At 73.4% G+C, this 20,608-nt stretch carries 16 protein-coding genes; 6 read left to right on the top strand and 10 right to left on the bottom strand.

The window, feature by feature from the left end:
* Positions 1–31: 31 nt before the first annotated feature.
* The 5 genes from BTM25_RS30465 to mhpA all read right to left on the bottom strand — a co-directional run bounded on the left by BTM25_RS30465 (position 32) and on the right by mhpA (position 6,419).
* Entirely contained in the window at positions 32–2,191 is a 2,160-nt protein-coding gene (locus tag BTM25_RS30465) for a polyprenyl synthetase family protein (RefSeq protein ID WP_235828569.1), read from the bottom strand.
* Between the two features lie 286 nt (positions 2,192–2,477).
* Positions 2,478–2,900 carry a YybH family protein gene (locus BTM25_RS22340; RefSeq protein ID WP_168212209.1) on the bottom strand — a complete coding sequence of 141 codons (423 nt, stop codon included), beginning with the start codon at positions 2,898–2,900 and terminating at the stop codon, positions 2,478–2,480.
* 90 nt (positions 2,901–2,990) lie between these two features.
* Positions 2,991–3,689: a GntR family transcriptional regulator gene (locus BTM25_RS22335; RefSeq protein ID WP_103564950.1), complete on the bottom strand. Its 699-nt coding sequence runs from the start codon at positions 3,687–3,689 to the stop codon at positions 2,991–2,993.
* A 46-nt stretch (positions 3,690–3,735) separates the two neighbouring features.
* A complete protein-coding gene (locus BTM25_RS22330; RefSeq protein ID WP_146059111.1) occupies positions 3,736–4,833 on the bottom strand; it encodes an alpha/beta hydrolase family protein in 1,098 nt (365 codons plus the stop codon).
* A complete protein-coding gene (gene mhpA, locus BTM25_RS22325) occupies positions 4,830–6,419 on the bottom strand; it encodes a bifunctional 3-(3-hydroxy-phenyl)propionate/3-hydroxycinnamic acid hydroxylase MhpA (RefSeq protein WP_103564948.1) in 1,590 nt (529 codons plus the stop codon). The genes BTM25_RS22330 and mhpA overlap by 4 nt, the downstream gene beginning before the upstream one ends.
* 344 nt (positions 6,420–6,763) lie before the next feature.
* Between mhpA and BTM25_RS22320 the strand changes: the two genes are divergently transcribed.
* Positions 6,764–8,329, top strand: a complete 1,566-nt coding sequence (locus BTM25_RS22320) for a hypothetical protein (protein WP_103564947.1) — start codon at positions 6,764–6,766, stop codon at positions 8,327–8,329.
* Between the two features lie 7 nt (positions 8,330–8,336).
* On the opposite strand, the gene BTM25_RS22315 is transcribed toward BTM25_RS22320, so the two are convergent.
* The 3 genes from BTM25_RS22315 to BTM25_RS22305 form a co-directional block, all read right to left on the bottom strand.
* On the bottom strand, positions 8,337–10,265 hold the full coding sequence (locus tag BTM25_RS22315) for an NB-ARC domain-containing protein (protein WP_146059110.1): 1,929 nt from the start codon (positions 10,263–10,265) through the stop codon (positions 8,337–8,339).
* A 222-nt stretch (positions 10,266–10,487) separates the two neighbouring features.
* Positions 10,488–11,411, bottom strand: a complete 924-nt coding sequence (locus BTM25_RS22310) for a M56 family metallopeptidase (protein ID WP_103564945.1) — start codon at positions 11,409–11,411, stop codon at positions 10,488–10,490.
* A 6-nt stretch (positions 11,412–11,417) separates the two neighbouring features.
* The gene (locus BTM25_RS22305) at positions 11,418–11,795 is read right to left on the bottom strand and encodes a BlaI/MecI/CopY family transcriptional regulator (protein ID WP_205648220.1); all 378 of its coding nucleotides are present in this window, start codon (positions 11,793–11,795) and stop codon (positions 11,418–11,420) included.
* Positions 11,796–11,895: 100 nt separating this feature from the next.
* Here BTM25_RS22305 and BTM25_RS22300 point away from each other — a divergent pair, with 100 nt between their 5' ends.
* From BTM25_RS22300 to BTM25_RS22280, 5 genes are all read left to right on the top strand, one after another.
* Positions 11,896–12,534, top strand: a complete 639-nt coding sequence (locus BTM25_RS22300; protein ID WP_103564944.1) for a DedA family protein — start codon at positions 11,896–11,898, stop codon at positions 12,532–12,534.
* An 88-nt stretch (positions 12,535–12,622) separates the two neighbouring features.
* Complete coding sequence (locus BTM25_RS22295) at positions 12,623–13,459, top strand: undecaprenyl-diphosphate phosphatase (RefSeq protein ID WP_103564943.1); 837 nt, start codon at positions 12,623–12,625, stop codon at positions 13,457–13,459.
* Between the two features lie 25 nt (positions 13,460–13,484).
* Positions 13,485–14,123, top strand: coding sequence for a response regulator transcription factor (locus BTM25_RS22290; protein WP_205648219.1), 639 nt, complete (start codon positions 13,485–13,487; stop codon positions 14,121–14,123).
* Positions 14,120–15,367 (top strand): sensor histidine kinase, encoded by a 1,248-nt coding sequence (locus BTM25_RS22285; protein ID WP_205648218.1) that lies wholly within the window; start codon positions 14,120–14,122, stop codon positions 15,365–15,367. Before BTM25_RS22290 ends, BTM25_RS22285 begins: the two co-directional genes overlap by 4 nt.
* Positions 15,368–15,405: 38 nt before the next feature.
* Positions 15,406–16,680, top strand: a complete 1,275-nt coding sequence (locus tag BTM25_RS22280; protein ID WP_103564940.1) for a COG4705 family protein — start codon at positions 15,406–15,408, stop codon at positions 16,678–16,680.
* A 127-nt stretch (positions 16,681–16,807) separates the two neighbouring features.
* On the opposite strand, the gene BTM25_RS22275 is transcribed toward BTM25_RS22280, so the two are convergent.
* Both BTM25_RS22275 and BTM25_RS22270 read right to left on the bottom strand, forming a co-directional pair.
* Positions 16,808–18,406: a carboxylesterase/lipase family protein gene (locus tag BTM25_RS22275; protein WP_168212208.1), complete on the bottom strand. Its 1,599-nt coding sequence runs from the start codon at positions 18,404–18,406 to the stop codon at positions 16,808–16,810.
* A gap of 101 nt (positions 18,407–18,507) precedes the next feature.
* Positions 18,508–20,538: an ATP-binding protein gene (locus tag BTM25_RS22270; RefSeq protein WP_103564938.1), complete on the bottom strand. Its 2,031-nt coding sequence runs from the start codon at positions 20,536–20,538 to the stop codon at positions 18,508–18,510.
* Positions 20,539–20,608: the final 70 nt, after the last annotated feature.

Below are 20,608 nucleotides of genomic sequence, written 5' to 3'. Positions count from 1 at the left end.
AGCCGACGGCGGGAATGGCGCCGGCCCGTCGTCACCGGTCCCGGCTTGTGATCATTTCGGCGAGCGTGCGGAGGTCTTCGGCCGCCGACGGCTCGGGATCGACCGGTCGGAGTGCCTGGAATGCCGCTTCCATCTGCCGCCCGGCCTCCTGCCGCGCCCACCGCATGCCGCCGGCCTCCTCGACCAGCGCGACGGCCCGCGCGAGCTCCGGCCCCTCCAGCCGATCCGGACGGTCGTAGAGCCGGGTCAGCAGGCTCCCCGCCGGTGTCCCCGAGGTCAACGCGGCCACGACGGGCAGGGACTTCTTGCGGGCGACGAGGTCGGCGCCGACGGGCTTGCCGGTGACCTGCGGGTCGCCCGCGATCCCCAGCAGGTCGTCGGTCAGTTGGAACGCGAGCCCGAGGCACCGGCCGAACCGGCGGTACGCGTCGGCCACCGCTCCGGGGGCGCCCGCGGCCAGCGCCCCGAGCTGGCAGGCGGCGCCGAGCAACGCGCCGGTCTTCGCCTCGGCCGTCGCCATGCACTCCGGCACGGTCGGGTCGGCGCGGGTCTCGAAAGTGAGGTCCGCGAGTTCGCCCTCGCAGAGATCCGCGACCGCTTGAGACAGCACTTTTATCGCCTGCCCGGAGTCAAGCTGCCGGACGGCGGTGATCAGCAAAGCATCGCCGGTCACGATCGCGTTGCCGGTTCCGAACGACACCCACGCCGTGGCATGATGCCGCCGCATGCGGTCCCCATCTATCACGTCGTCGTGCAGGAGCGAGAAATCATGCACCAGCTCCACGGCGACCCCGGCGGAAAGGGCGGCCGGGAAGACGGAGGCGGCCGGGTCCGAGACCATCCGCGCTACCGGCGTCGAACTGGTCGCGGCGGCGCACGTCAGAGCGAGGGCGGAGCGGATCCGCTTGCCCACGGCGTCGCATGGCCGTCCTTCGGCGTCCCACCAGCCGGCGTGATATCCGGCGATGAGCCGCAGCGGGCCGGGCAACTCGTCGATCGCCGCGCGGAGGGCCGGCTCGACGGAGGCGCTGGCTTCCGCCAGTATTCGCGCGGCGGTCCGTGCGGTGCCGACGGCGGGCTCCGCCGCGGGAGCCGCCGACGGCCCGGGTGAGCCCCCTGCGGGCACGTTCGCCACGTCTTCCCGGCCGGCGCCATCGAGAAGATTCTCGTCCTCGAGGGCCTGACCGTCGGTGCACTCGAGCTGATGCGAGTACCGGTACGTTTCCGGATACCATGCGAGGATGCCGTCGATGAAATGGGTCATGCCGACGACGCAGCGGGCGGCCGCCTCTCGATCGCCGGAGGGTACGCGGGCCTTTTCCAGGACCTGCGGCATGTCGCGCCGGAGCTCCTCGAATCTGTCCATCGACCGCACGAGGTCCGCGTGCGCCCGGCGCAGCGCCGCCTCCGTGGGCAGGCGATAGGACTTCTCGGCGATCACGATGAAATTGTTGATCTCCCCTGCGGCGTTCTCCGCGGGATAGGAGACGATGTCGTTGATCAGAGCGAAGACCCAGGAGATGGTCTCCAGTATTTCCCGGTACACCTCGGTGCCGTGAACCCGGGCGGGTAATTCGACCCCCTCCTCCAGTTCCACGAGCACTGCATAGAAGGACACGCCGATGGTTTTACGACGGATCTCGACGTACTCGCCCATCGACGGACGGGCCGCACTCTGGAATTCACTCTCCGACCGCATTCCTTCCAGGAAGAGCCAGACACCGTCGACGAACCGTTCCCACTGTCCGGGGGTCAGAGCAGCCCGGGTTCTGCGACACAGATCATCCGTGGCGGCCTCGAACGCCCCGCCGTCGCCGGTCCCGGGACTCATCGTTCCGGCGAAAACGGCCTCGAACCGCCCCATCATGGCCGTCCACTGGCTCGCGGTCGGCTTCAGAACGCGCGTGTGCTGATCATCGATGATGAACCCCCAGGCGATCCACTGGGCGCACAGGGCCAGTGTCTCCGGTGATGCGTTGGGATACGTCAATGCCGCGCAGTGTCCGTATTGAATGCGGTGGAAGAACTCCGGCTCGGGGCCGACGACTTTCCAGTGCCGAGCCCACTGCTGCACCTGTTGTTCGGCGTATGCGGCATGCGGGTTCGTCGCCGGCCGATCGGCCCGATGAAATCTGGGCAGCGAGGCGATGATCGTGTCGAGTTCGGGTCCACTCGTCTTTCCGCCGGCCACGGCGCACCTTCTCTGCTCTCTCTTTTCAAGTTGCCCCGAACCCCATGCCGCTGAGCCCGGGGCGCAAACATCACGACCGGCCGACTGCTCGAATCCGATGCCGCCCGCATGAAATGATCACCTCCCCTCCCAGGCCACGGCGGTAGGGCGAAGCTCCTTACCCGAAAGACATATCTTGCTTACCTCGGGTGACGATTCCGAGTCGAGGTGCCGTCCATGCGGGTCCCCGGGCGGGGCGGTACGCCGGGAACACCCGGCCGGGGGCCAGGCCATCGCGTCGGCTCGATCAGCCGTCCTCCATCGGGCCGGCCACTGCTCCATAGGTGGGGGTCCGGTTGAAGATGTAGGCGGCGATCCGCCATCGTCCGGCGACGCGGCGCAGGGCGAAGACCCCGCGATCGACCTCGGGGGTGGTCAGGTCTTCGGCCAGCAGCGTCACGGTGCCGTCGGACGTGCAGATCACGTACGCCAGGTCACCGTCGATCGCCATCTGCTCGATATGGAAGACGACGTCGACGGCGATCGTGTCGAAGACCGTCCCGAAAGTGCCCTCGATCTGGCCGCCGGTCGACGGGGGCAGGTCGTAGGGGAAGAACGTCCCGTCCGGAGCGAACATGCGGGCGAGCGCTCCTGCGTCCGACTCGCGCAGCGCCTTTTCGTAAGCAGCCACGAGGCCGCGGATCTCGTCGGAGTCGGTGGTTTCCGTCAAGGCATTTCCTCCGGCCGCCTGGGACGCTGCGCACCGGTCCTGCCCCGCGCGCGTCATGCTGAAGGCAACGGACGGGCAAGGCGGCGTTGATCAGCGGACCGGCTCGCCGAGGTGCGCGTCGGTGGCGCCGCGGATGAGCAGGCGCGCGGTGTGGGCGATGTGGTCGCGCAGGCGTTCGGCGCCGAGATCGGTTTCGCGCGCGATGGCCGCGTCCAGAAGGGCCCGGTGCTCGCCCGGAATGTCGCGGTCGCGTTCCTGGCCGAACGACACCGACCACTGCCGGTACAGTTCGGCCTCCTCGCGCAGGCTGCGGGCGGTGTTCAGCAGGCGCCGGTTGCCGCAGCCGTCCAGCAGGGCGAGGTGGAACGCCGCGTGCGCCGTCGTCCACGCGTCGGACGGATGGTCGACGCTGTCGGGGCCGAAGAACGGCGTCCGTTCCAGGACGTGGTGGGCCGCGACCGCGCTCGACTCCCATGCCATGTCGCCGTCGCGGATCGACAGCCGGAACACCAGCGGCTCGATCTCGATGCGCGCCGTCGTCAGGTCGGCGAGGTCCTCGTGCGACAGCGGGACGACCATGAACCCGTAGTGCGACTGGTTGCGGACGAAGCCCTCGATGGCGAGCCGGGCCAGGGCCTCGCGCGCCGCTCCGACGCTCGTCCCGTACCGCGCGCACAGGTCGGAGAACTTCAGGCGCTCGCCCGGGGCGAGCCGGCCGCCGAGAATGTCGTCCCGCAGCCGCCGGTGGACCTCCTCGGCGCGGGTCTCGCCGTTCTCGCGCTTCGCCATGCCCGCCAACCTAGCAGGCAGCGAAACAGAACCGTACTTTCGAAAATCACAGGGCGCCGAGGCGTTCGGCGAACCAGTCGCCGACGGCGGTGTGCTTCTCGTAGGTGTGGTTGTAGATGCAGTGGTCGCCGTCCTCCCACTCCAGGAAGGTGCGGTCGGTGGAGCGGACGCCGTCGTAGACGCGGTGGGCGCTCTCGATGAGGAAGATCCGGTCGGGCGTGCCGTGCAGGACGAGCAACGGGCACGTCACCGACGCCAGCAGGTCGGGCGTCAGGACGCAGCGGCGGAGCGCCGCGACGGCCGGTTCGGGTTCCGGGGTGCCGTAGAGGAGCTGGACCTTGGCGGCGAACCGGGGGAAGCGGTCCAGGATCTCGGCCGGACGGTCCGTGCCGCCGTTCACGCAGACGGCGGCGACCCGGGCGTCGCGGGCGGCGAAGCGGGCGGCCAGGTAGCCGCCCATGCTGTTGCCCCACACCCCCGTCGGCCCGCCGAGCAGCGGATGCTTCTCGGCGACGGTCACGAACGCGCCGAGCGCCGCGCACACGTCGTCGGGATCGTCGAGGTCCATGTGGACGCCGCCGAACAGGCGCGACTCGCCCTGCCCCGGACCGTCCGCGAGCAGGACGGCCAGGCCGCGCCGTACCAGTGCGCGGGCGGCGGTGTCGTACTCCTCGCGCCAGCCGTCGAAGCCGCCGAACAGCAGGACCACCGGCGGACGGACGACCCCGGCCGGGCGGTGCAGCCACGCGGCCAGCGTCCCGTCCCGGTGCGGGACGCGGACGTGCTCCAGCGGCGGGTCGAGCAGTTCCCCGGCGGCCCCGTAGGTGTCGATCAGGTCCCGGTACATCGCCCGTTTGCGCGGATCGGCGTCCGGCAACGGCACCTGGCCGAAGCGGTGGCAGGCCGACGCGCGGCGGAACCAGCCGAGCGCCGAGTGCCGGTGCCCGGCCGCCAGCGCCCGGCGTGCGCGGGCGGCGCCGGCCGCGCCGAGCCGGGCCGCGGCGTCCGGCCAGGGCTCGCCGCCGTCCACGGCCGCGTACAGGGCGACGGCGTCGGCGTAGTCCATGCCGTTGCCGAGCAGCCGCTGCATCGGCATCGCCCGCTGGTGCGCCGCGGCCTCCTTGCGCCAAGGAGGCTCGGTCACGCCGCCGTCCCCTCGAGCCGGGCGCGCAGCTCGTCCACCAGCGCGGGCAGCGCCGCGACGCCGGTCGCCGTGCCGAAGACGTAGAAGTCCGGACGGACCAGCACCGCGTCCGCGCCGAGCGCGTCGAACCAGCGGCGGTAGACCAGGTCCACGTCCACGGCCGAGCCGGCCGCCAGCGGGGCGGGGCTGACGTGGACGACGTGCGCGCCGAGCCCGGCGAGGAACGCGCGCCGCGCGGCGCCGAGGGCGTCCAGCGCGCCCGCCGTGCGCACCAGCAGCGTCCAGCCGCCGCCGATGACGTCGTCGGCGCGGCCCACCGCCGTGCCGCGCGCCACCCGGCCCTGCACGCCGAGCCGTCCGACCGGGCCGCTGCTCTCGCCGCCCTGCAGGACGCCGCGCTCCAGCCACGGGAACGGCGGAGGCGGCGGGACCTGCCCGGACAGGAACGCCGCGTCGCGGGCCGCCGCCGCGTCCGGGTCGGTGATGCAGACGACCTTGCCCAGCTCGATCGCGGTGCGGATGATGCGCTCGACGTGCGGGCGGCGCTCCTCGGTGTAGGAGTCCAGCAGCGTCTCCGGCGCCCGGCCGCGCAGCACCAGGTCGAGCTTCCAGGCCAGGTTCGCGGCGTCCCGCACGCCCGAGCACATGCCCTGCCCGAGGAACGGCGGCATCAGGTGCGCCGCGTCGCCCACCAGCAGGACGCGGCGGTCGCGGAACGACGCCGCCAGCAGCGAACGGAACGTGTAGACGGTCCGGCGGATCAGGTCGGCGTTCTCCGGCGTCACGTCCCAGCGCGCGAGCAGCTCCCACGCCTTGTCCGGACGGGTCATCTCCTCGGCCGTCTCGCCCGGCAGCAGCATGAACTCCCACCGGGCGTGCTCACGTCCCAGCCAGCGGAACGGCGACACCGGACGGGCCGGGTCGCAGATCTGCCCCGCGTCCGGCATGTCGATCCGCAGGTCCGGGTCGTGCGGACGGACGTCCAGCACCAGCCAGTCCTCCTCGAACCCGAAGTCCTCCCAGACGATGCCGGTCGTGGAACGGGTGAACGAGGCCGCGCCGTCCGCGCCGATCACGTAGCGGGCGGTGACGGTCCGCGTCCGCCCGGTCGGCGTCCAGCCCTCGTCCCGCCGCTCGCCCTCGCGCAGCACCACCTCGACGTGCCCGGGGTGCTGGACGATCTCCACCGCCTGCCAGCCGTGGTGGACCGCCACGTTCGGGTGCCGGGCGACGGCGCCCATGAGAGCGTCCTCCATGTACGGCTGGTACATCAGGTAGTCCGACTTCCAGCCCGAAGGCGTCGGCACGTCCCAGTCCATGTGCAGCAGCAGCTTGCCGTCCCCGTTGAACCAGTCGTAGTCGGGGATCGGGATCGCGTGCCGTTCCACGTCCCCGGCCACGCCCATGCCCTGGAAGATCCGCATGATCTCGTGGTCCACGTGGCCGGCGCGCGGCAGCGGATACACCGACGGCCACCGCTCGAACACGCCGACGCTGTGCCCGCCCTGCCCCAGCAGCGCGGCGCTGACCTGCCCCACCGGACCGAACCCGATCTGGACGACGTCGAACTCGGGCGACTTCTGCATGGTGAAACCTCCGACCACGGGCCGCGCGACCTGGGCACGCGGCAGTAACACACGTCACATAGTGGCACATGATTCGAATTATTGGAAAACATTCGAAATCATGCACGAACACCTCGCGCCCGACATCCGCGTCCCAGCGGCCCGACCGCAGCGCGAAGAGCCGGCGGCGGCGCCGGCTCACCCCGGACGGACGCGGCCCGCCCGCCGGGGGCGTCCGGAAGGGGCGAAGCCGAGGGGTCTGCGGCGATCTTGCGCGGTAGGGTGATGCGCCAGGCGTCGAGCGCGGGACGGTCGTGTTCAGAGGGAAGTCGCGTGCGGGACGGGGCCGGTCCCCGTGGGACACCGTGGGCACTGAGCGGCGGGTCCTCGCGGTCGCGCGGACGCTGACCTCGGCGACGCGGGTGCTGGACGCCCTCACGGTGTTCGACGGCGACCGGCGCGTCGAGGTCGCCTTCACCCTGCACGAGGGCTCGGCGTTCTCCCCCGGGGCCGGACGGTTCCTGAGCGAGTACGGGGCGCCGGTGATCCCCTGGCGGGACGCCGCGCGCGAGCGGTTCGACCTGGCGGTGGCCGCGACGTCCAACGGCGCCCTGCACCGGCTCCGCGCCCCGTTGGTGATCATGCCGCACGGGGCCGGGCACAACCGGATCGTGCCCTCGGCGACCGGGCGCCGCGACGTCGCGTCCGGACTGGCGCCGCGTCAGCTCACGCGCTGGGGCAGGCCCGTGCCGGCGTTGATCGCGCTGTCGCATCCCGAGCAGTTGGAGCGGCTGCGGCGGTCGTGTCCGGCGGCGGTGGGACGGGCGGCGGTCGTCGGCGATCCCTGTTTCGACCGGATCGTGGGAAGCCTGCCGTTGCGGGAGGTCTACCGGAGCGCGCTCGGCGTCGCGCCGGGCCAGCGGCTCACAGTCGTCAGCTCGACGTGGGGACCGCATTCGCTGTTCGCCGCGCACGTCGGGTCGCTCGGCCGCTGGGTCGCGGACCTGCCGGTCGACGCGCACCGGGTCGCGCTCGTCCTGCATCCGAACATCTGGGGCCGTTACGGCGCGCCGCAGATCCGCACGTGGCTGCGGGACGCGCTGGAGGCCGGGCTCGCGCTGATCCCGCCGGAAGAGGGCTGGCGCGCGGCCCTGGTCGCCGCGGACGACCTGATCGGAGACCACGGCTCGGTCACCTACTACGGCGCGGCGCTCGGCCGTCCGGTGCTCCTGGCCGCCTTCGGCGACGCCGAACTCGATCCCGCCTCCCCGCTCATGGCGCTGCGAGCGGCCTGCCCCCGCCTGGAACGGACGCGGCCACTGCACGCCCAGCTCGGCGCGCTGCACCCGCCCCGCCTGCCCGGGGACATCCTCACCCACCACGGCGAGGCCATGGCGAACCTGGCCTCGGCGCTCTACCGGACGCTGCGCCTGACGCCTCCGGCCGACCCGCCCGCCGTGCCGTCCGTGCCGGCGCCCGTCGCGGAGAAGCGCCGCGTCACGGCGCTGACGGTCGAGGGACGCGCCGCCGGACCCGGCGTCGAACTGGTCCGCTACCCCGCCGCCGTGCGCCGCGACGAACTGGAGGAACCGCACCTCGTGGTGACCGCCCACGAGACGGACCGCAGACTGCTCAACAGCGCGGCCGTCCTCGTCCGGGAGGACGTCCTCGCCGACCCGGCGGACTGGACCGCCGCGACGCTCGCGGCCCGTCCGGGCGCGGCGCTCGCCGCCGCCGCGCTCGCCGGCGGGCACGTGCGGCTGCACTTCCGCGACGGCCGCGTCCTGCGCGCACGGGGCGCCGACCCCGCGCTGTGCGCCTCGGCCGTCTACGTCGCGACGCTGTTCGACCGCCCGGCCGATCCGGTCCTGCACGTCCGAGTCGGCGGACGCGACATCGGCGTCGAGTGCGCCGCGGACGCTCCGCCGTGAAGCGCGGTCAGGCGCGGGCCACCTCGGCGGCCCGGCGGAACCGCTCGGCCTCCGCCGGATCGGTCGACGCGCGGGCGAGCAGTTCCAGCGCGCGGACCTGACGGTCGGGCAGCCCGCCGTCGGTCATGACGTCCAGCGCGCGGGCGAGTTCGGCGCGGGCCTCCGGCAGCCGGCCGAGCACGATCAGGGCCTCCCCCAGCTCCATCCGGACCTTGCCCTGGCTCAGCTCGTCGCCGATCTCCGTCATGACGCGCAGCGCCTCGCCCAGCCGCTCGGCCGACGCGCCGGCCCGGCCGGCGAGACGCAGTTCGATGCCCGCGTGCAGGAGTTGCAGGCCGATGCCGCGCGGATTGTCCTGCTCGGCGTTGATCTCCCGCGCCTCCTCGAACGCGCCGAGCGCCGCGTCATGGTCGCCGCGGGCGCGGTGGGCGAGGCCGACCGTCTCCAGCACGGCGGACTCGACGCGCCGGTGCCCGCTGCGCCGCGCGACGTCGTAGGCGGCGCGCACATCGGCCGCGGCGACGTCCTCCCCGGCGCGCAGGCGCGCGCGGATGAGCTGGTTGCGGGCGCGCGCCTCGAACGGGAGGTCGCCGAGCCGGACGGCGGCCTGCACGCCCAGCCGCGCCACCTCGATCTCGTCGGCGTGGTGGAAACGGTCGTTGTAGAACGCCCAGAGCGCCTCGACGAACTGGCAGACGGTGGAATCCCAGCTCAGCAGAGCCGCCGCGCGGACCGCCGCGACCAGGTTGGCCCGCTCCCGCTCCAGCCAGGCCAGGGCGTCCCGGCGGGACGCGAAGACCTGCTCGACCGGTTCCTCGAAGAGGCGGAGGCGGCGGCCGAGAACGGCGTGGTCGGCGGCGCGGGCGCGGCCCAGGTACCAGGCGATGATCGGCCGGGCCCGCCCGGCGTCGGCCAGCGCCTCGGCGTGCAGACGGACCAGGGCGTGGAAGCGGTAGCGGTCCTCGCCCAGCACTTCCAGCAGGTTCGCCTCCACGAGCACGTCGGCGACGTCGGCCGCGTCGTCGGGCGTGCCGCCGGTGACGACGGTCAGGACGTCGAGCGGGAACTCCGGCCCGGGATGGGCGCCGAGCCCCCGGTAGAGGGCGGCGGCACGGGGGTCCAGGCCGGCGTACGCGGCGTCGAAGACGGCCTCCACGACGGGCTTCCCTTCGGCGGAGAGCTGGGACAGCCGGCGTCGCTCGTCGGTCAGCGCGGCGGCCAGCCGGCCGAGGCCGCGCCGGCGCTGCGCCAGCCGCGCGCCGCAGACGCGGAGTGCGAGGGGCAGCCCGCCGACCTGCCGGACGATCTCGGCGGCGGCCTCCCGCTCTTCGTCCACCCGCGCGTCGCTGAGCATCCGGCCGAGGAGTTCCACGCCCCGGGCCGCCTCCAGCGGCTCCAGCCGGAGCGGAACCGCGCCGTCCACGACCAGGCCGGTCAGGCGGTGCCGGCTGGTCACGAGCACCACGCAGTCGGACGAACCGGGCAGCAGGGCGCGCACCTGCGCGGCATCGGCGACGTCGTCCAGCACGATGAGCACACGCCGGTCGGCCACGAGGCTGCGGAACAGCGCGCGCTTCTCGGCGAACGCGTCAGGAATCCACTCGTCGCGCACGCTGAAGGCCCGCAGGAAGCCGCTGAGCACATCGTCGATGTCGGTGCCGCCGCCGCGCGCGAACGCGGCGAGGTCCGCGTAGAGCTGCCCGTCGGGGAACGCGGCGGCCACCCGGTGCGCCCAGTACAGCCCGAGGCCCGTCTTGCCCACGCCGCCGAGGCCGCTCACCACGACGAGGCGGACGCGCTGCGACGCGTCGGCGAGGACGGCGTCCAGTTCGGCCAGCTCGGCGACCCGGTTGACGAACCAGGCGGGCCCGGACGGAAGCTGCCGCGGCACGATGACCGGCGCGGGCGGCGCGAAGTGCTGATGCAGGTCGCGCATCGAGCCGGCCTGAAGGACCGAACCGACGACCCGCGCGCCGGCGAACTCATTCCGCACCGCCAGCGGCTCAAGCCCAGCGTCGCCCACCAGCCGCCCACCCGTCCGTCGCTCGCCCTCGCCCCGCAGCACGGTCGGTCCGAATCTAGCGGCCGATCCCCGTCCGCCTCCAGGGTTCGCGGCGAAACCGGGACATGACCGCGCGGTCGCCGCCGGCCGCGCGGGTCAGGCGCCGGCGGCTTCGAGGAGGTCTTCGAGGTCGTGGACGGCTTCGAGGGTGCACAGGCCGGTGAGGACGAGCGTCGCGGCGACGGCGGCGACGAGCAGGAGCCGGCGGCGCGGGGGCGCGGCCATCAGCGCGGCGACGCGGCGGGGCAGCGGGCCGCCGGTGGCGAGTTCGGTGCCGGTGATCCCGAGCGTCATGGCGGCCCGGGGAGGATGGTCGGCCTTGAGGAGGGCCGCCTTGGCGACGGTCCGGGCGACCAGGCGGCGGTCGCCGCCGGCGCGGGCGGCATGCTCGTCGGCCCAGCGCTCGACGGTGTAGGAGACGGCTCGGCTCACGGGCTTCAGGAGGGGGTTGAGGGTCGCGGCGAGGTGGCCGGCGGTCGTGAACCAGTGGTGCCGGTGGCGCAGGTGGGCGCGTTCGTGGGCGATGAGCGCGACGCGTTCGGCTTCGGTGAGGCCGTCGAGCATGCGGGTGGAGACGACGATGCGCCCGGGGAGCCCGGGGAGGGTGAAGGCGTCGGCCGCGGGGTCGTCGATGACGACGAGGTCACCGGTGCCGGGCAGGCGGCGGGCCTGGCGGGCGGCGGCGAGCAGGGCGCGGGCGCGGTGCCGGAGCGCGCGGACGGTGGCGAACGCCGCCGCGGCGAGGAGGAGTCCGGCGGCCAGGGACACGAACTGGGAGGTCGTGTCGGTGCTGGCCAGGACGGTACGCGACAGCCTGCCGGCCTCCGTGACCAGGGGAATGCGGACGAGCCCCGCGATGACGAGCAGGCCGAGCGTGATGGTGCTGGCCGTGGCGAGCACCAGCGCGGCGGCGGTGAGGAGCCAGGTCGCCAGCCGGGGGTCGAGCCTGGCCGCCAGCCAGCGGGCCGACAGCGCGGCGGCCAGGGACGGCAGCAGCGGAAGGTAGACGGCCAGATGCACGCCCGGTCACTCCTGTCCGTCGTCGGAGGACAGCAGGCGGCGGAACAGGGCCTCGTCCCGGGGCGACAGCTCGCCGACGAACCGGGTGAGGACCGCGTCGCGGTCGCGCTCGTTCTCCAGGACCTCCCGCATCCGGCGGGCCGCCATCCCGGCCGCGTCCAGGACCGGGCTGTAGGCGTAGGCGCGGCCCGAACGCTCGCGGTTCAGGGTGCCTTTGGCGTGCATGCGGGACAGGACGGTGACGACCGTCGAATAGCTCAGTTCGCCGCCCATCCTCCCGGCCACGTCGCCCGGGGTCAGCGCCGCCTCCGCGCTCTGGAGCACGGCCAGCAGCTCGGCTTCCAGCGCGCCGGCGGGACGGCGCGCGCCCGTGCCCTCGTCCAAGCGAACCTCCGGGCGTCTTCGAGCATCTACATGGTGTAGAACTTCTACATGGTGTAGATGTCACTGTATTCGATCGGGCGACCCCGGGAAACGAGGAGCCATGGCGGCGGCGCTCAACCCGCTGGACGCGACGTCCCTGCTGTCGAGTCTCGGCGCGTTCGGGGTGTTCCTGGTCCTGTTCGCCGAGACCGGCCTGTTGATCGGGTTCTTCCTGCCGGGTGACTCGCTGCTGTTCACCGCCGGCCTGTTGTGCACGACCTCGGCGACAGGGAAGGTCCATCTGTCGTTGCCGCTGGTGCTGCTCGCGGCGGTCGCGGGCGCGCTGGTCGGCGCGCAGACCGGATTCTTGATCGGACGGCGGGGCGGCCGGCCGCTGCTGGCGCGCTCCCGCAGCGAACATCTGCGGCGGGGCGCCGCGCGGGCGGAGGAACTCCTGCGCTCCTACGGACACGGCAAGGCGATCGTGCTGGCCCGGTTCATCCCGGTCGTGCGCACGGTCCTCAACCCGATGGCCGGTGCGCTGGACGTTCCGGCGAAGGTGTTCACGCTCTGGCAGGTGGTCGGCGGGTCGGTCTGGGCGGTCGGGGTGACCGTGGCCGGGTACGCCCTCGGCTCCACGATCCCCGGCGTCGACGCCTACCTGCTGCCGATCATCGCGGTGATCGTGGTCGTGTCGGCCGTTCCCGTGCTGCTCGAACTGCGCCGGAACCGGCGCCGCCGGGACGGCGGCTCTTCGTGAGGCCCGGCGCCGGGGCGGCGCCCGGCTCGTCCCCGCTCTTCAGCAACCACCACCGCCGCTCCGGCGGCCGTCCAGAAAGCAGATCCGCATGACCGCCATCACCATCGGCCAGGCCGTCGTCCTCGGGGTCGTCGAGGGGCTGACGGAGTTCCTGCCCGTCTCCTCCACCGGCCATCTGAAGATCGTCGAAGGGCTGATGAACATCCCCGTCGACGACGACTCCGTGGTCGGGTTCACCGCGGTCATCCAGGTCGGCGCGATCGCCGCCGTCCTGCTCTACTTCTTCTCCGACATCGCCCGCATCGCCGGAGCCTGGCTGCGCGGTGTCGCGGACAAGGAGCAGCGCCAGGGCCACGACTACAAGTTCGCCTGGTGGGTCATCTACGCCACCGTCCCCGTGGTCCTGGTCGGCCTGGCCGCCAAACCGCTCATCGACGGGCCGCTGGCCTCCTTGTGGGTGGTCGCCGGGTCACTGATCATCGGCAGCGGGTTCATGTGGGCCGCCGACCGGTACGGCCGCCACAGGCGCGGCGAGGAGGACGCCACCCGCACCGACGCGCTGCTGGTGGGCTCGTCCCAGATCCTCGCCCTGCTGTTCCCCGGCTTCTCCCGCTCCGGCGCCACCATGTCCACCGGGCTGCTGCGCGGCCTGGACCGCGTCGCCGCCACCCGGCTGTCGTTCTTCCTCGGCATCCCCGCCCTCACCGGCGCCGGCCTCTACGAACTCAAAGACGCGCTCGGCACGGGCACCGCGACGGGCCCGCTCCTGGTGGGCACCCTGGTGTCGTTCGCCGTCGCCTACGCCTCCATCGCCTGGCTGCTGCGCTTCGTCGCCCGCCACACCTTCAACGCCTTCGTCCTCTACCGCCTCGCCGTCGCCGGAATGCTCATCGGCCTCCTCGCGAGCGGCGGCCTCTCCTCCTGACGCCGGGCGCATGGCTCTCATCGCGGTGTGCGAGGACGACGCGGCGGTTCGCGACGTCCTCAAGCGCGTGCTCGAACACGACGGCCACAAGGTCTCGGTCACCGCCACAGCGGACCACCTGTTGCGGAGGCTTGAGCCGATCCCTGATCTGGTCGTCCTGGATCTCGGGCTGCCGGACGCCGACGGCCGCGACGTCTGTCCGGCGCTGCGGGCGCGCGGTATCGACGCGCCCGTCCTGATGCTCACCGCCCTGGACGGCATGCACCACAAGGTGAGCGGCTTCGAGGCCGGCGCCGACGACTACATGACCAAGCCGTTCGACGTCCCGGAGCTGCTGGTGCGGGTGCGCGCCCTGCTGCGCAGAACGACCGTGCGCCCCACTCCGAGCGGCGTCGTCCTCGATCCGGCGAAACACGTCGTGACCCACGGTTCCGGCAGCGCGAGCCTGACACCGACCGAGTTCCGGCTGCTGGGCCGCCTCATCTCTTCGCACGGTGACGCGGTGCGCCGCAACGCCCTGGTCGCCGCCGGCTGGCCGCACGGCGCGCAGGTCAGCGACAACACTCTCGACTCTTTCGTCCGCCGCCTGCGCGCCAAGCTCGGCGGGCTGGGCGCGGCCGATCATCTGGTGACGGTCCGCGGGGTGGGATACCGATGGGAATGACGGGCTTCCGAGGACGGGCCGTCGCGTTGACGGTGATGATCGCGACGGCGGTCGTGGCGGTCCTGGTGGTGGTCTCGCACGTGCTGCTGAGCCGGGTGACCGACGCCGACTCGCTGGGGCTGGCGCGCACGCGCGCGGAGGCGGTCGCGGCGAACGTCACCGTGCGCGGTGGCCGCGTCGTGATGACCGAGAACGGCAACGAGGCCCTGGACACGGTCTCGTGGGTGTACGCCGACGGGCGCCTCATCGACGGGATCGCACCGGACGGCGTCCTCGACCACGTCGAGGAGCTGGCGGGCTCCGGACGGTCCCGGACCACCACGGCCGACGGCCACCTCCTGCGTTCCCGGCCGGTCTCGATCGAAGGCCACCGGGTCGTGGTGGTCGCGGGCGTGGATCTGACGCCCTACGAGGCGTCGGTGCGGCGCGGCCTGGCGATGTCGCTCGTCCTCGGGGTCCTGTCGATCATGCTCGCGGGCGCCGTCGCCCACCTCGCGGTGCGCCGGGCACTGCGGGTGGTCCACGACATGGCCGCCCTCGCCGACGACTGGGGCGATCACGAACCCGGGCGCCGCTTCGACCTCGGCGTCCCCCGCGACGAGTTCGGGGAGCTCGGACGCACGCTCGACCGCCTCCTGGAACGCGTCGACACCGCGCTCGCCGACGAACGGCGGCTCACCGACGAGATCGCCCACGAGCTGCGGACGCCCCTGACCGTCCTGCGCGGTGAGGCCCAGCTCGCCCGGCTGTCGGGCTGCGAGCTGGCGCCGGAGACGGTCCTGCGGGAGGTCGAGCGCGTGGACACGGCGGTGACCACGATCCTCGGCACCGCCCGGCCGGGGAGCGGCGGCGGCACCCGTTGCGATCTCAGGACGGCGGCACGGCGGGCCATCGCGGGACGCCGGGTCGACCTCGCCGTTCCGGCCGGCATCGAGGTCGCCGTGTCGGCCGACCTGGTCGTGGCCGTACTGTCGCCCCTGCTCGACAACGGCCTTCGGCACGCGGCCTCGCGCGTCCGGATCACGGCGCGCGTCCAGGCCCGGAGCGTGGTGACCGAGGTCCTCGACGACGGCCCGGGATTCGGTCCGGCTGAGGTCGGCCGGGCCTTCGAGGCGGGCGTCACCGGCGGCGGCGGGCACGGACTGGGGCTGGCCGTGGTCCGGCGTCTCGCCGCGTCCGCCGGCGTGGAGGTCCGCGCGATCGCCGACGGCCACGGCCGCGTCGCGGTGACGCTCCCCGCGTAGTCAGGTTACGGACAGGTGCGGCGGTCCAGCCTCTCGGCATGACAACGACGAGCGCGGTGCGCCCGCGGCGCGGGCGGCTTCTGCTGAACAAGGTTCCCGAGGTCACCGTCTGGTTCTGGGTGATCAAGATCCTCTGCACGACCGTCGGCGAGAGCTTCGCCGACTGGATCAACAACCAGCTCGGGGTCGGGCTGGTGAACACGGCCCTGATCTTCACCGCGGTCTTCGTGGCGGTCCTGGCCGTCCAGTTGCGGCTGACGCGGTACGTCCCGTTCCCGTACTGGCTCACCGTGGTCGTCGTCAGCGTCACGGGCACGCTGTACACCGACATCCTGACCGACCAGCTCAACGTGCCGCTGTGGATCAGTTCCACGGTGTTCTCGGTCCTGCTCGCGGCGATCTTCGGCGTGTGGTGGCTGCGCGAGCGGACCCTGTCGATCCACGCGGTCACGACGCGGTCGCGTGAGTCGTTCTACTGGCTCACCGTCCTCGTCACCTTCGCGCTCGGCACCGCCACCGGCGACTGGACCCTCGACCTCACCGGCTGGAGCCCGGGAGCCTCGGTCCTGCTGCCGCTCGGCCTGATCGCGTCGATCACGCTGCTGTGGAGGTTCGGCGCGAACCCCGTGCTGTCCTTCTGGCTCGCCTACATCCTGACCCGCCCGCTGGGCGCCAACATCGGCGACTGGCTCGCCTCGCCCGAGGTCGCCGCGTCCCCGGGCGACCCGACGGGCCTCGCCCTCGGCACCTTCACCACCAGCCTGATCTTCCTCGGGCTGATCCTGGCGACCGTCCTCTACCTGACCGCGACGCGCTCCGACGTCACCGAGACTCACCGGGCCGCGCGGAACCCGCATATTTCCGGCGACCCGCGCAGGGAACGCGTCGCGCTGGCCGGCTTCGGCGCTCTCGCCGTCGCCACGGTGGTCCTGCTGACGGTGGCGCACAACCGGCCGCACGTCGCGCCGGCGCCGGAGACCGACGCCACCCCGACCGTCCAGCTCGCGCCCGGCCAGGCCGTCAAGAGGTTCCCGCCCGCCGAGGTCGGCGAGTTGAGGGCGCTCGCGTCCACCGCGCTCACCGACGCGCGGTCGGGGAACGCGAAGGGAGCCCACGCCGCCGCCAAGGCGCTGCGCGACCTCTGGGACGCCGACCAGAACTCGTTGCAGCCGCTGGACGGCACCGGCTGGACGTTCATCGACGCGCAGATGGACCAGGTCCTCAAGACCTTCGGCATCGACCACTCCAACCCGCCGATGGCACCGGCGAAACAGGAAGCCGAACTCGCCACGCTCCTCGCGGACCTGCGCTGACGCGCCCGATCGGCGCCGTCCTCGCCGTGCGGCCGAGGTGGCCGACCACGCGCGGCCGATTGGTCCGCCGCCGCCTGCCGACGCCCTGAAGCCCCGGCCCCGTGTGGGGCCGGGGCCGCTGGGAGGGTCAGGCGCCGGGGCGGGACTGCGTGGTGAGCGAGTCCCACAGTGAGCAGTGGTGCTGGTCCTGGAAGGCGCCTCGGCGCAGGACGGCCGGCGCGCCGCCGGGCAGCAGGTCGCGGTAGGCGGTCGTCACGGTGTTGTAGCGGGGCCAGACGGGCTGGCCCGCGGCGGCGGGGTTCCCGGTCGCCGCGAAGGCCGCCCAGTAGTCCATCATCTGGCGGGACAGGGCTTTCTGCGACGGCGTCAGAGGCCGTTCGGTGACGGTGTCGAACAGGTACGGAAGCTCACCGGCGTGGAAGGCTCCGAGGTCGACGTCGTGGACGGGGATGTAGAAGTTGGGCGCGTCGGGGTCGCTGAACTGGTAGGCGTACGTCGGCGTCCGCGGGGCGAGGGTGCGGGCGATCTTGTCGGCGGAGCAGGCGAACATCGTGTCGGTGTAGAGGGCGGCCAGGGCGTTCTCCGGCGAGCCGTACGCGCCGGAGGAGTAGACGCCGCCGAGCACGGGCGCGAGCGGGCCGAACGCGCCGGTGAGGAGTTGCTGGTACTCCTGCTCGGTGACGGCGCGGCCGAGGACGGCCTCGAACTGGAACGCGGTGAGCATGCGGCCCTCGTCCCGGGTGATGCCGAGCATGACCGGGACCTTGGCGCCCTTGCCGTCCTTCAGCAGATCGATCGGGTTGCCGGGCAGCGTCTCGCCGTCGTAGACGAGCGTCCAGCCGGGGATGGCCGCCGCGGCGCCGCCGCCCGCCGGGGGCGTCACCTTCAGCAGTTCGGCGACGGGCGTCTTGCGCAGGCAGGCGAGCTGGCCGGGGCCGTCCGGGCAGCCGACCTGGCCGGCGTACTTCCGGCTGACGGCGAACGCCTTGTCCGGCTCGCCGGGCTGGTAGGACAGGTCGCAGGCGCCGCTCTGGATGATCGCGCGCTGGAACAGCCCGGCCGCGCGGGGCGAGACCATGTTGACGCACGTGCTGAGCGCGCCGGCGGACTGTCCGGCGAGCGTCACCCGGTGCGGGTCGCCGCCGAACGCCGCGATGTTCCGCCGGACCCAGCGCAGCGCGGCCTGCTGGTCCTGGATGGCGTAGTTCAGCGCCGGCGCCTCCGCCCGCAGCGCCGGCAGGGCGAGGTAGCCCAGCGCGGACAGGCGGTAGTTGAGCGTCACGACGACCGTGCCGGTGCGGTTGGCCAGCGCGTCGCCCGGATACAGCGACCCGGCGCCGCCGACGCCGGACCCGCCGTGCACGAACACCAGCACGGGCATGCCCCGGCGGGGCCGCACCGGGGTGTGGACGTTCACGAAAAGGCAGTCCTCATCGGTCGAGGGGACCTGCCCGGGGGCGCCGGGCGTCGCGATCTGCGGGCAGGACGACCCGTAGCGCGTCGCGTCGCGCACGCCCGCCCACGGCCGGACGGGCTGCGGCGCCCGCCACCGCAGGTCCCCCACGGGCGGCGCGGCGTAGGGGATGCCGAGGAACGCCCGGCGGACGCCGTCCACGACGCCCCGCACGTTCCCGGCGTCCGTCCGGACGACGTCGCGGTGCCCCGCCGCGACCGCCCGCCCCGCCGGCGCCACGAGCAGGACGGCCACCATTCCCAGCCAGCTCAACAATCGAACCATGACACTCCCTTCACGACTGTCGGGAGCGAAAGGTCGGGCAGAACACCGGTCATCCGCCAGGCCGGACGGCGGTCAATCGCACGTCATCTTCAGGGGTGGTTGAGCGTGGCGTCGCGTTCCCGCGTCCACAGCAGCGCGGTGACGCGGGCGAGGGCGGCGGTGTGGTGGCGGCGGTAGGTGCTGAGCGAGAGGCTGAGGAGTTCGGCGGCGATCTCCTGCGTCGGCGCGGGACGCAGGTACGTCCGGTCCAGGACGAGGTAGAGCTTGTGCTCCTGCGGGTCGTCGCGGACGTGGTCGATCGCGGCGCGCACGGCGGCGCGCAGCGCGGGCGGACCGCCGCCGCCGACGACGCGGGAGCCGAGCAGCGGGTTGACGGCGAGGCGGTCGGGGGCGTGCAGGTCGCGCAGCGCGGTCCGGACGGCGGCGGTGAAGGCCGCGTGGGTGAGCGCGGTGATGAACGGCCGGTCGTCGGCGGGCGCGGTGCGGCCGATGTCGCGGTCGGCGAGCATCGCGATCCAGCTCTCCGGGGTGCGTCCGCGCCAGTCCCGGACGAACACCCCGTGGCGGGCGCCGTCGATCTCGTAGGCCGCGCCGGGGAGGTGGTCGTAGCCGACGTGCGCCATGACCTGCGGCTGGACGGCGCCCTCCCGGAACGCGCCGAGGAAGTCGAAGGCCAGGTCGGGGCTGCCGAGGATGCGCTGCGAGTGGCTGGCGGACGCGGCGTTGCGGGTGGGCGAGGCGTCCTGGAAGTGGTCGCGGTCGATCAGGAAGCGGCTGAACGTCACCTGCTCCCCCGCCGCCAGCGGGCCGTGCGCCCGGACGTGCGCCCAGGCCGGGGCGGTCGCCGGATCGGCCGCCAGGTCCGCGTCGCTCATCCGGTCGAGCCGCAGCAGCACGGCGAACCCGCGCGGGCCGGGCTCGGCGGACCGGAACACCGCGACCGTCGCGGCGGGATGGACGAGGTAGCGGCGCAGCAGGTCCGCCGAGCGCGGCCCCTGGTGCCGGGCGGCCAGCGCGATCAGCTCCGCGTGCTCGGACGGGGCGGGCGGGTCGGGGTAGGCGGCGTCGAGGGCGTCCCAGTCCCAGAACCGGCTGATGACCGGGTGGGTCCGGGCGAGGAAGCTGACGTCGGTGATCCAGCGGGCCTGCTGCCGGCCGGAACTGGTCCCGACCTGGTCCATCAGGTGGCGGCGGACGCGGTGGTGGAGGTCGGCGTGGGCCTGCGGATCGCGGCGGCGCAGGTCGGCCGCCACGACGTCGCGGACGAGATCGTGCGGGAACAGGCCGTGCGGCCCGTGCTCGACGAACGCCAGGCCGCTCAGCCAGGTGTAGAGGTCGCCGGCCTCGCCGTCCAGGGCGGCCCGCAGGAGCGGCTCGGTCGTGAACCGGGCGTGCGCGGCGGCCTGGAGCGCGCGGCGGTGCCGGGGGCTCGGGGCGTCGGCGAGGAAGCACTCGGTCAGCCGGTCCACCACGTCCGGGGACCCGGCCAGGTCGCAGCCCGCGCCGGGGTCGCGCCGCAGGATGTCGGTGAGCAGCGTCAGTGCCAGCGGGTGGCCGTGGGTGACGGCGGCGAGCCGTTCGTGGACGCCGGGCGGCGCTCCCGCGGCGGCGGCGTAGTCCCTGATCTCCTCGGCGTCCAGATTGTCCAGGCGGACGACGCGGAGCAGGTCGCGCCAGCCCGGGTTCACCGACCAGCCCGGCGGCGGCGGAGTGCGGCCGGCGATGACGACCAGGGCGTCGGCGGGCAGGCCGGGGATCAGCGTCTCCCGGATCCAGCCGTCCAGCGGGAGGATCGCCTCGTAGGTGTCGATGAACAGCACCGTCCGGCCCTGGCCGGCGGGACGCGCGGACGCGGCGAACGCCTCCGGGGACGGCCCGGTGGCGCGGCCGTCGACCCGCACCGGCACCGCGCCCGCGTCCCGCGCGACCCGGGCCAGCTCGCCGAGCAGCGCGGTCTTGCCGACGCCTCCCGGCCCGTGGACGTACAGGACCGCGAAACCGGGCTCGGCCGCGCGCAGGGCGTCGCGCAGCAGCGCGGACTCCGCCGACCGTCCGACGAACCGGCGCGCCCGCGCCCGCTCCAGCCGCGCCGCGATCGTTCCCTCGGCCGTGACGTCCATGAGAGCGGACTATAAGGGCGTCACGCCCGCCGGACGAGGGCGTTCGGGCGGACTCGCGGTCACCGCCGTC

Source organism: Actinomadura rubteroloni, assembly GCF_002911665.1.
Taxonomy (GTDB): domain Bacteria; phylum Actinomycetota; class Actinomycetes; order Streptosporangiales; family Streptosporangiaceae; genus Spirillospora; species Spirillospora rubteroloni.
The sequence above is the reverse complement of the archived record's forward strand: the minus strand, read 5'-3'. Positions and strand labels throughout refer to the sequence as shown.

Bases quoted from the DNA above. Each gene is read 5' to 3' on its own strand.
- BTM25_RS22300 (WP_103564944.1), top strand. From the start codon at position 11,896: ATGGCGGCGGCGCTCAACCCGCTGGACGCGACGTCCCTGCTGTCGAGT.
- BTM25_RS22270 (WP_103564938.1), bottom strand. From the start codon at position 20,538: ATGGACGTCACGGCCGAGGGAACGATCGCGGCGCGGCTGGAGCGGGCG.
- BTM25_RS22315 (WP_146059110.1), bottom strand. From the start codon at position 10,265: ATGCGCGACCTGCATCAGCACTTCGCGCCGCCCGCGCCGGTCATCGTG.
- BTM25_RS22295 (WP_103564943.1), top strand. From the start codon at position 12,623: ATGACCGCCATCACCATCGGCCAGGCCGTCGTCCTCGGGGTCGTCGAG.
- BTM25_RS22285 (WP_205648218.1), top strand. From the start codon at position 14,120: ATGACGGGCTTCCGAGGACGGGCCGTCGCGTTGACGGTGATGATCGCG.
- BTM25_RS22335 (WP_103564950.1), bottom strand. From the start codon at position 3,689: ATGGCGAAGCGCGAGAACGGCGAGACCCGCGCCGAGGAGGTCCACCGG.
- mhpA (WP_103564948.1), bottom strand. From the start codon at position 6,419: ATGCAGAAGTCGCCCGAGTTCGACGTCGTCCAGATCGGGTTCGGTCCG.
- BTM25_RS22280 (WP_103564940.1), top strand. From the start codon at position 15,406: ATGACAACGACGAGCGCGGTGCGCCCGCGGCGCGGGCGGCTTCTGCTG.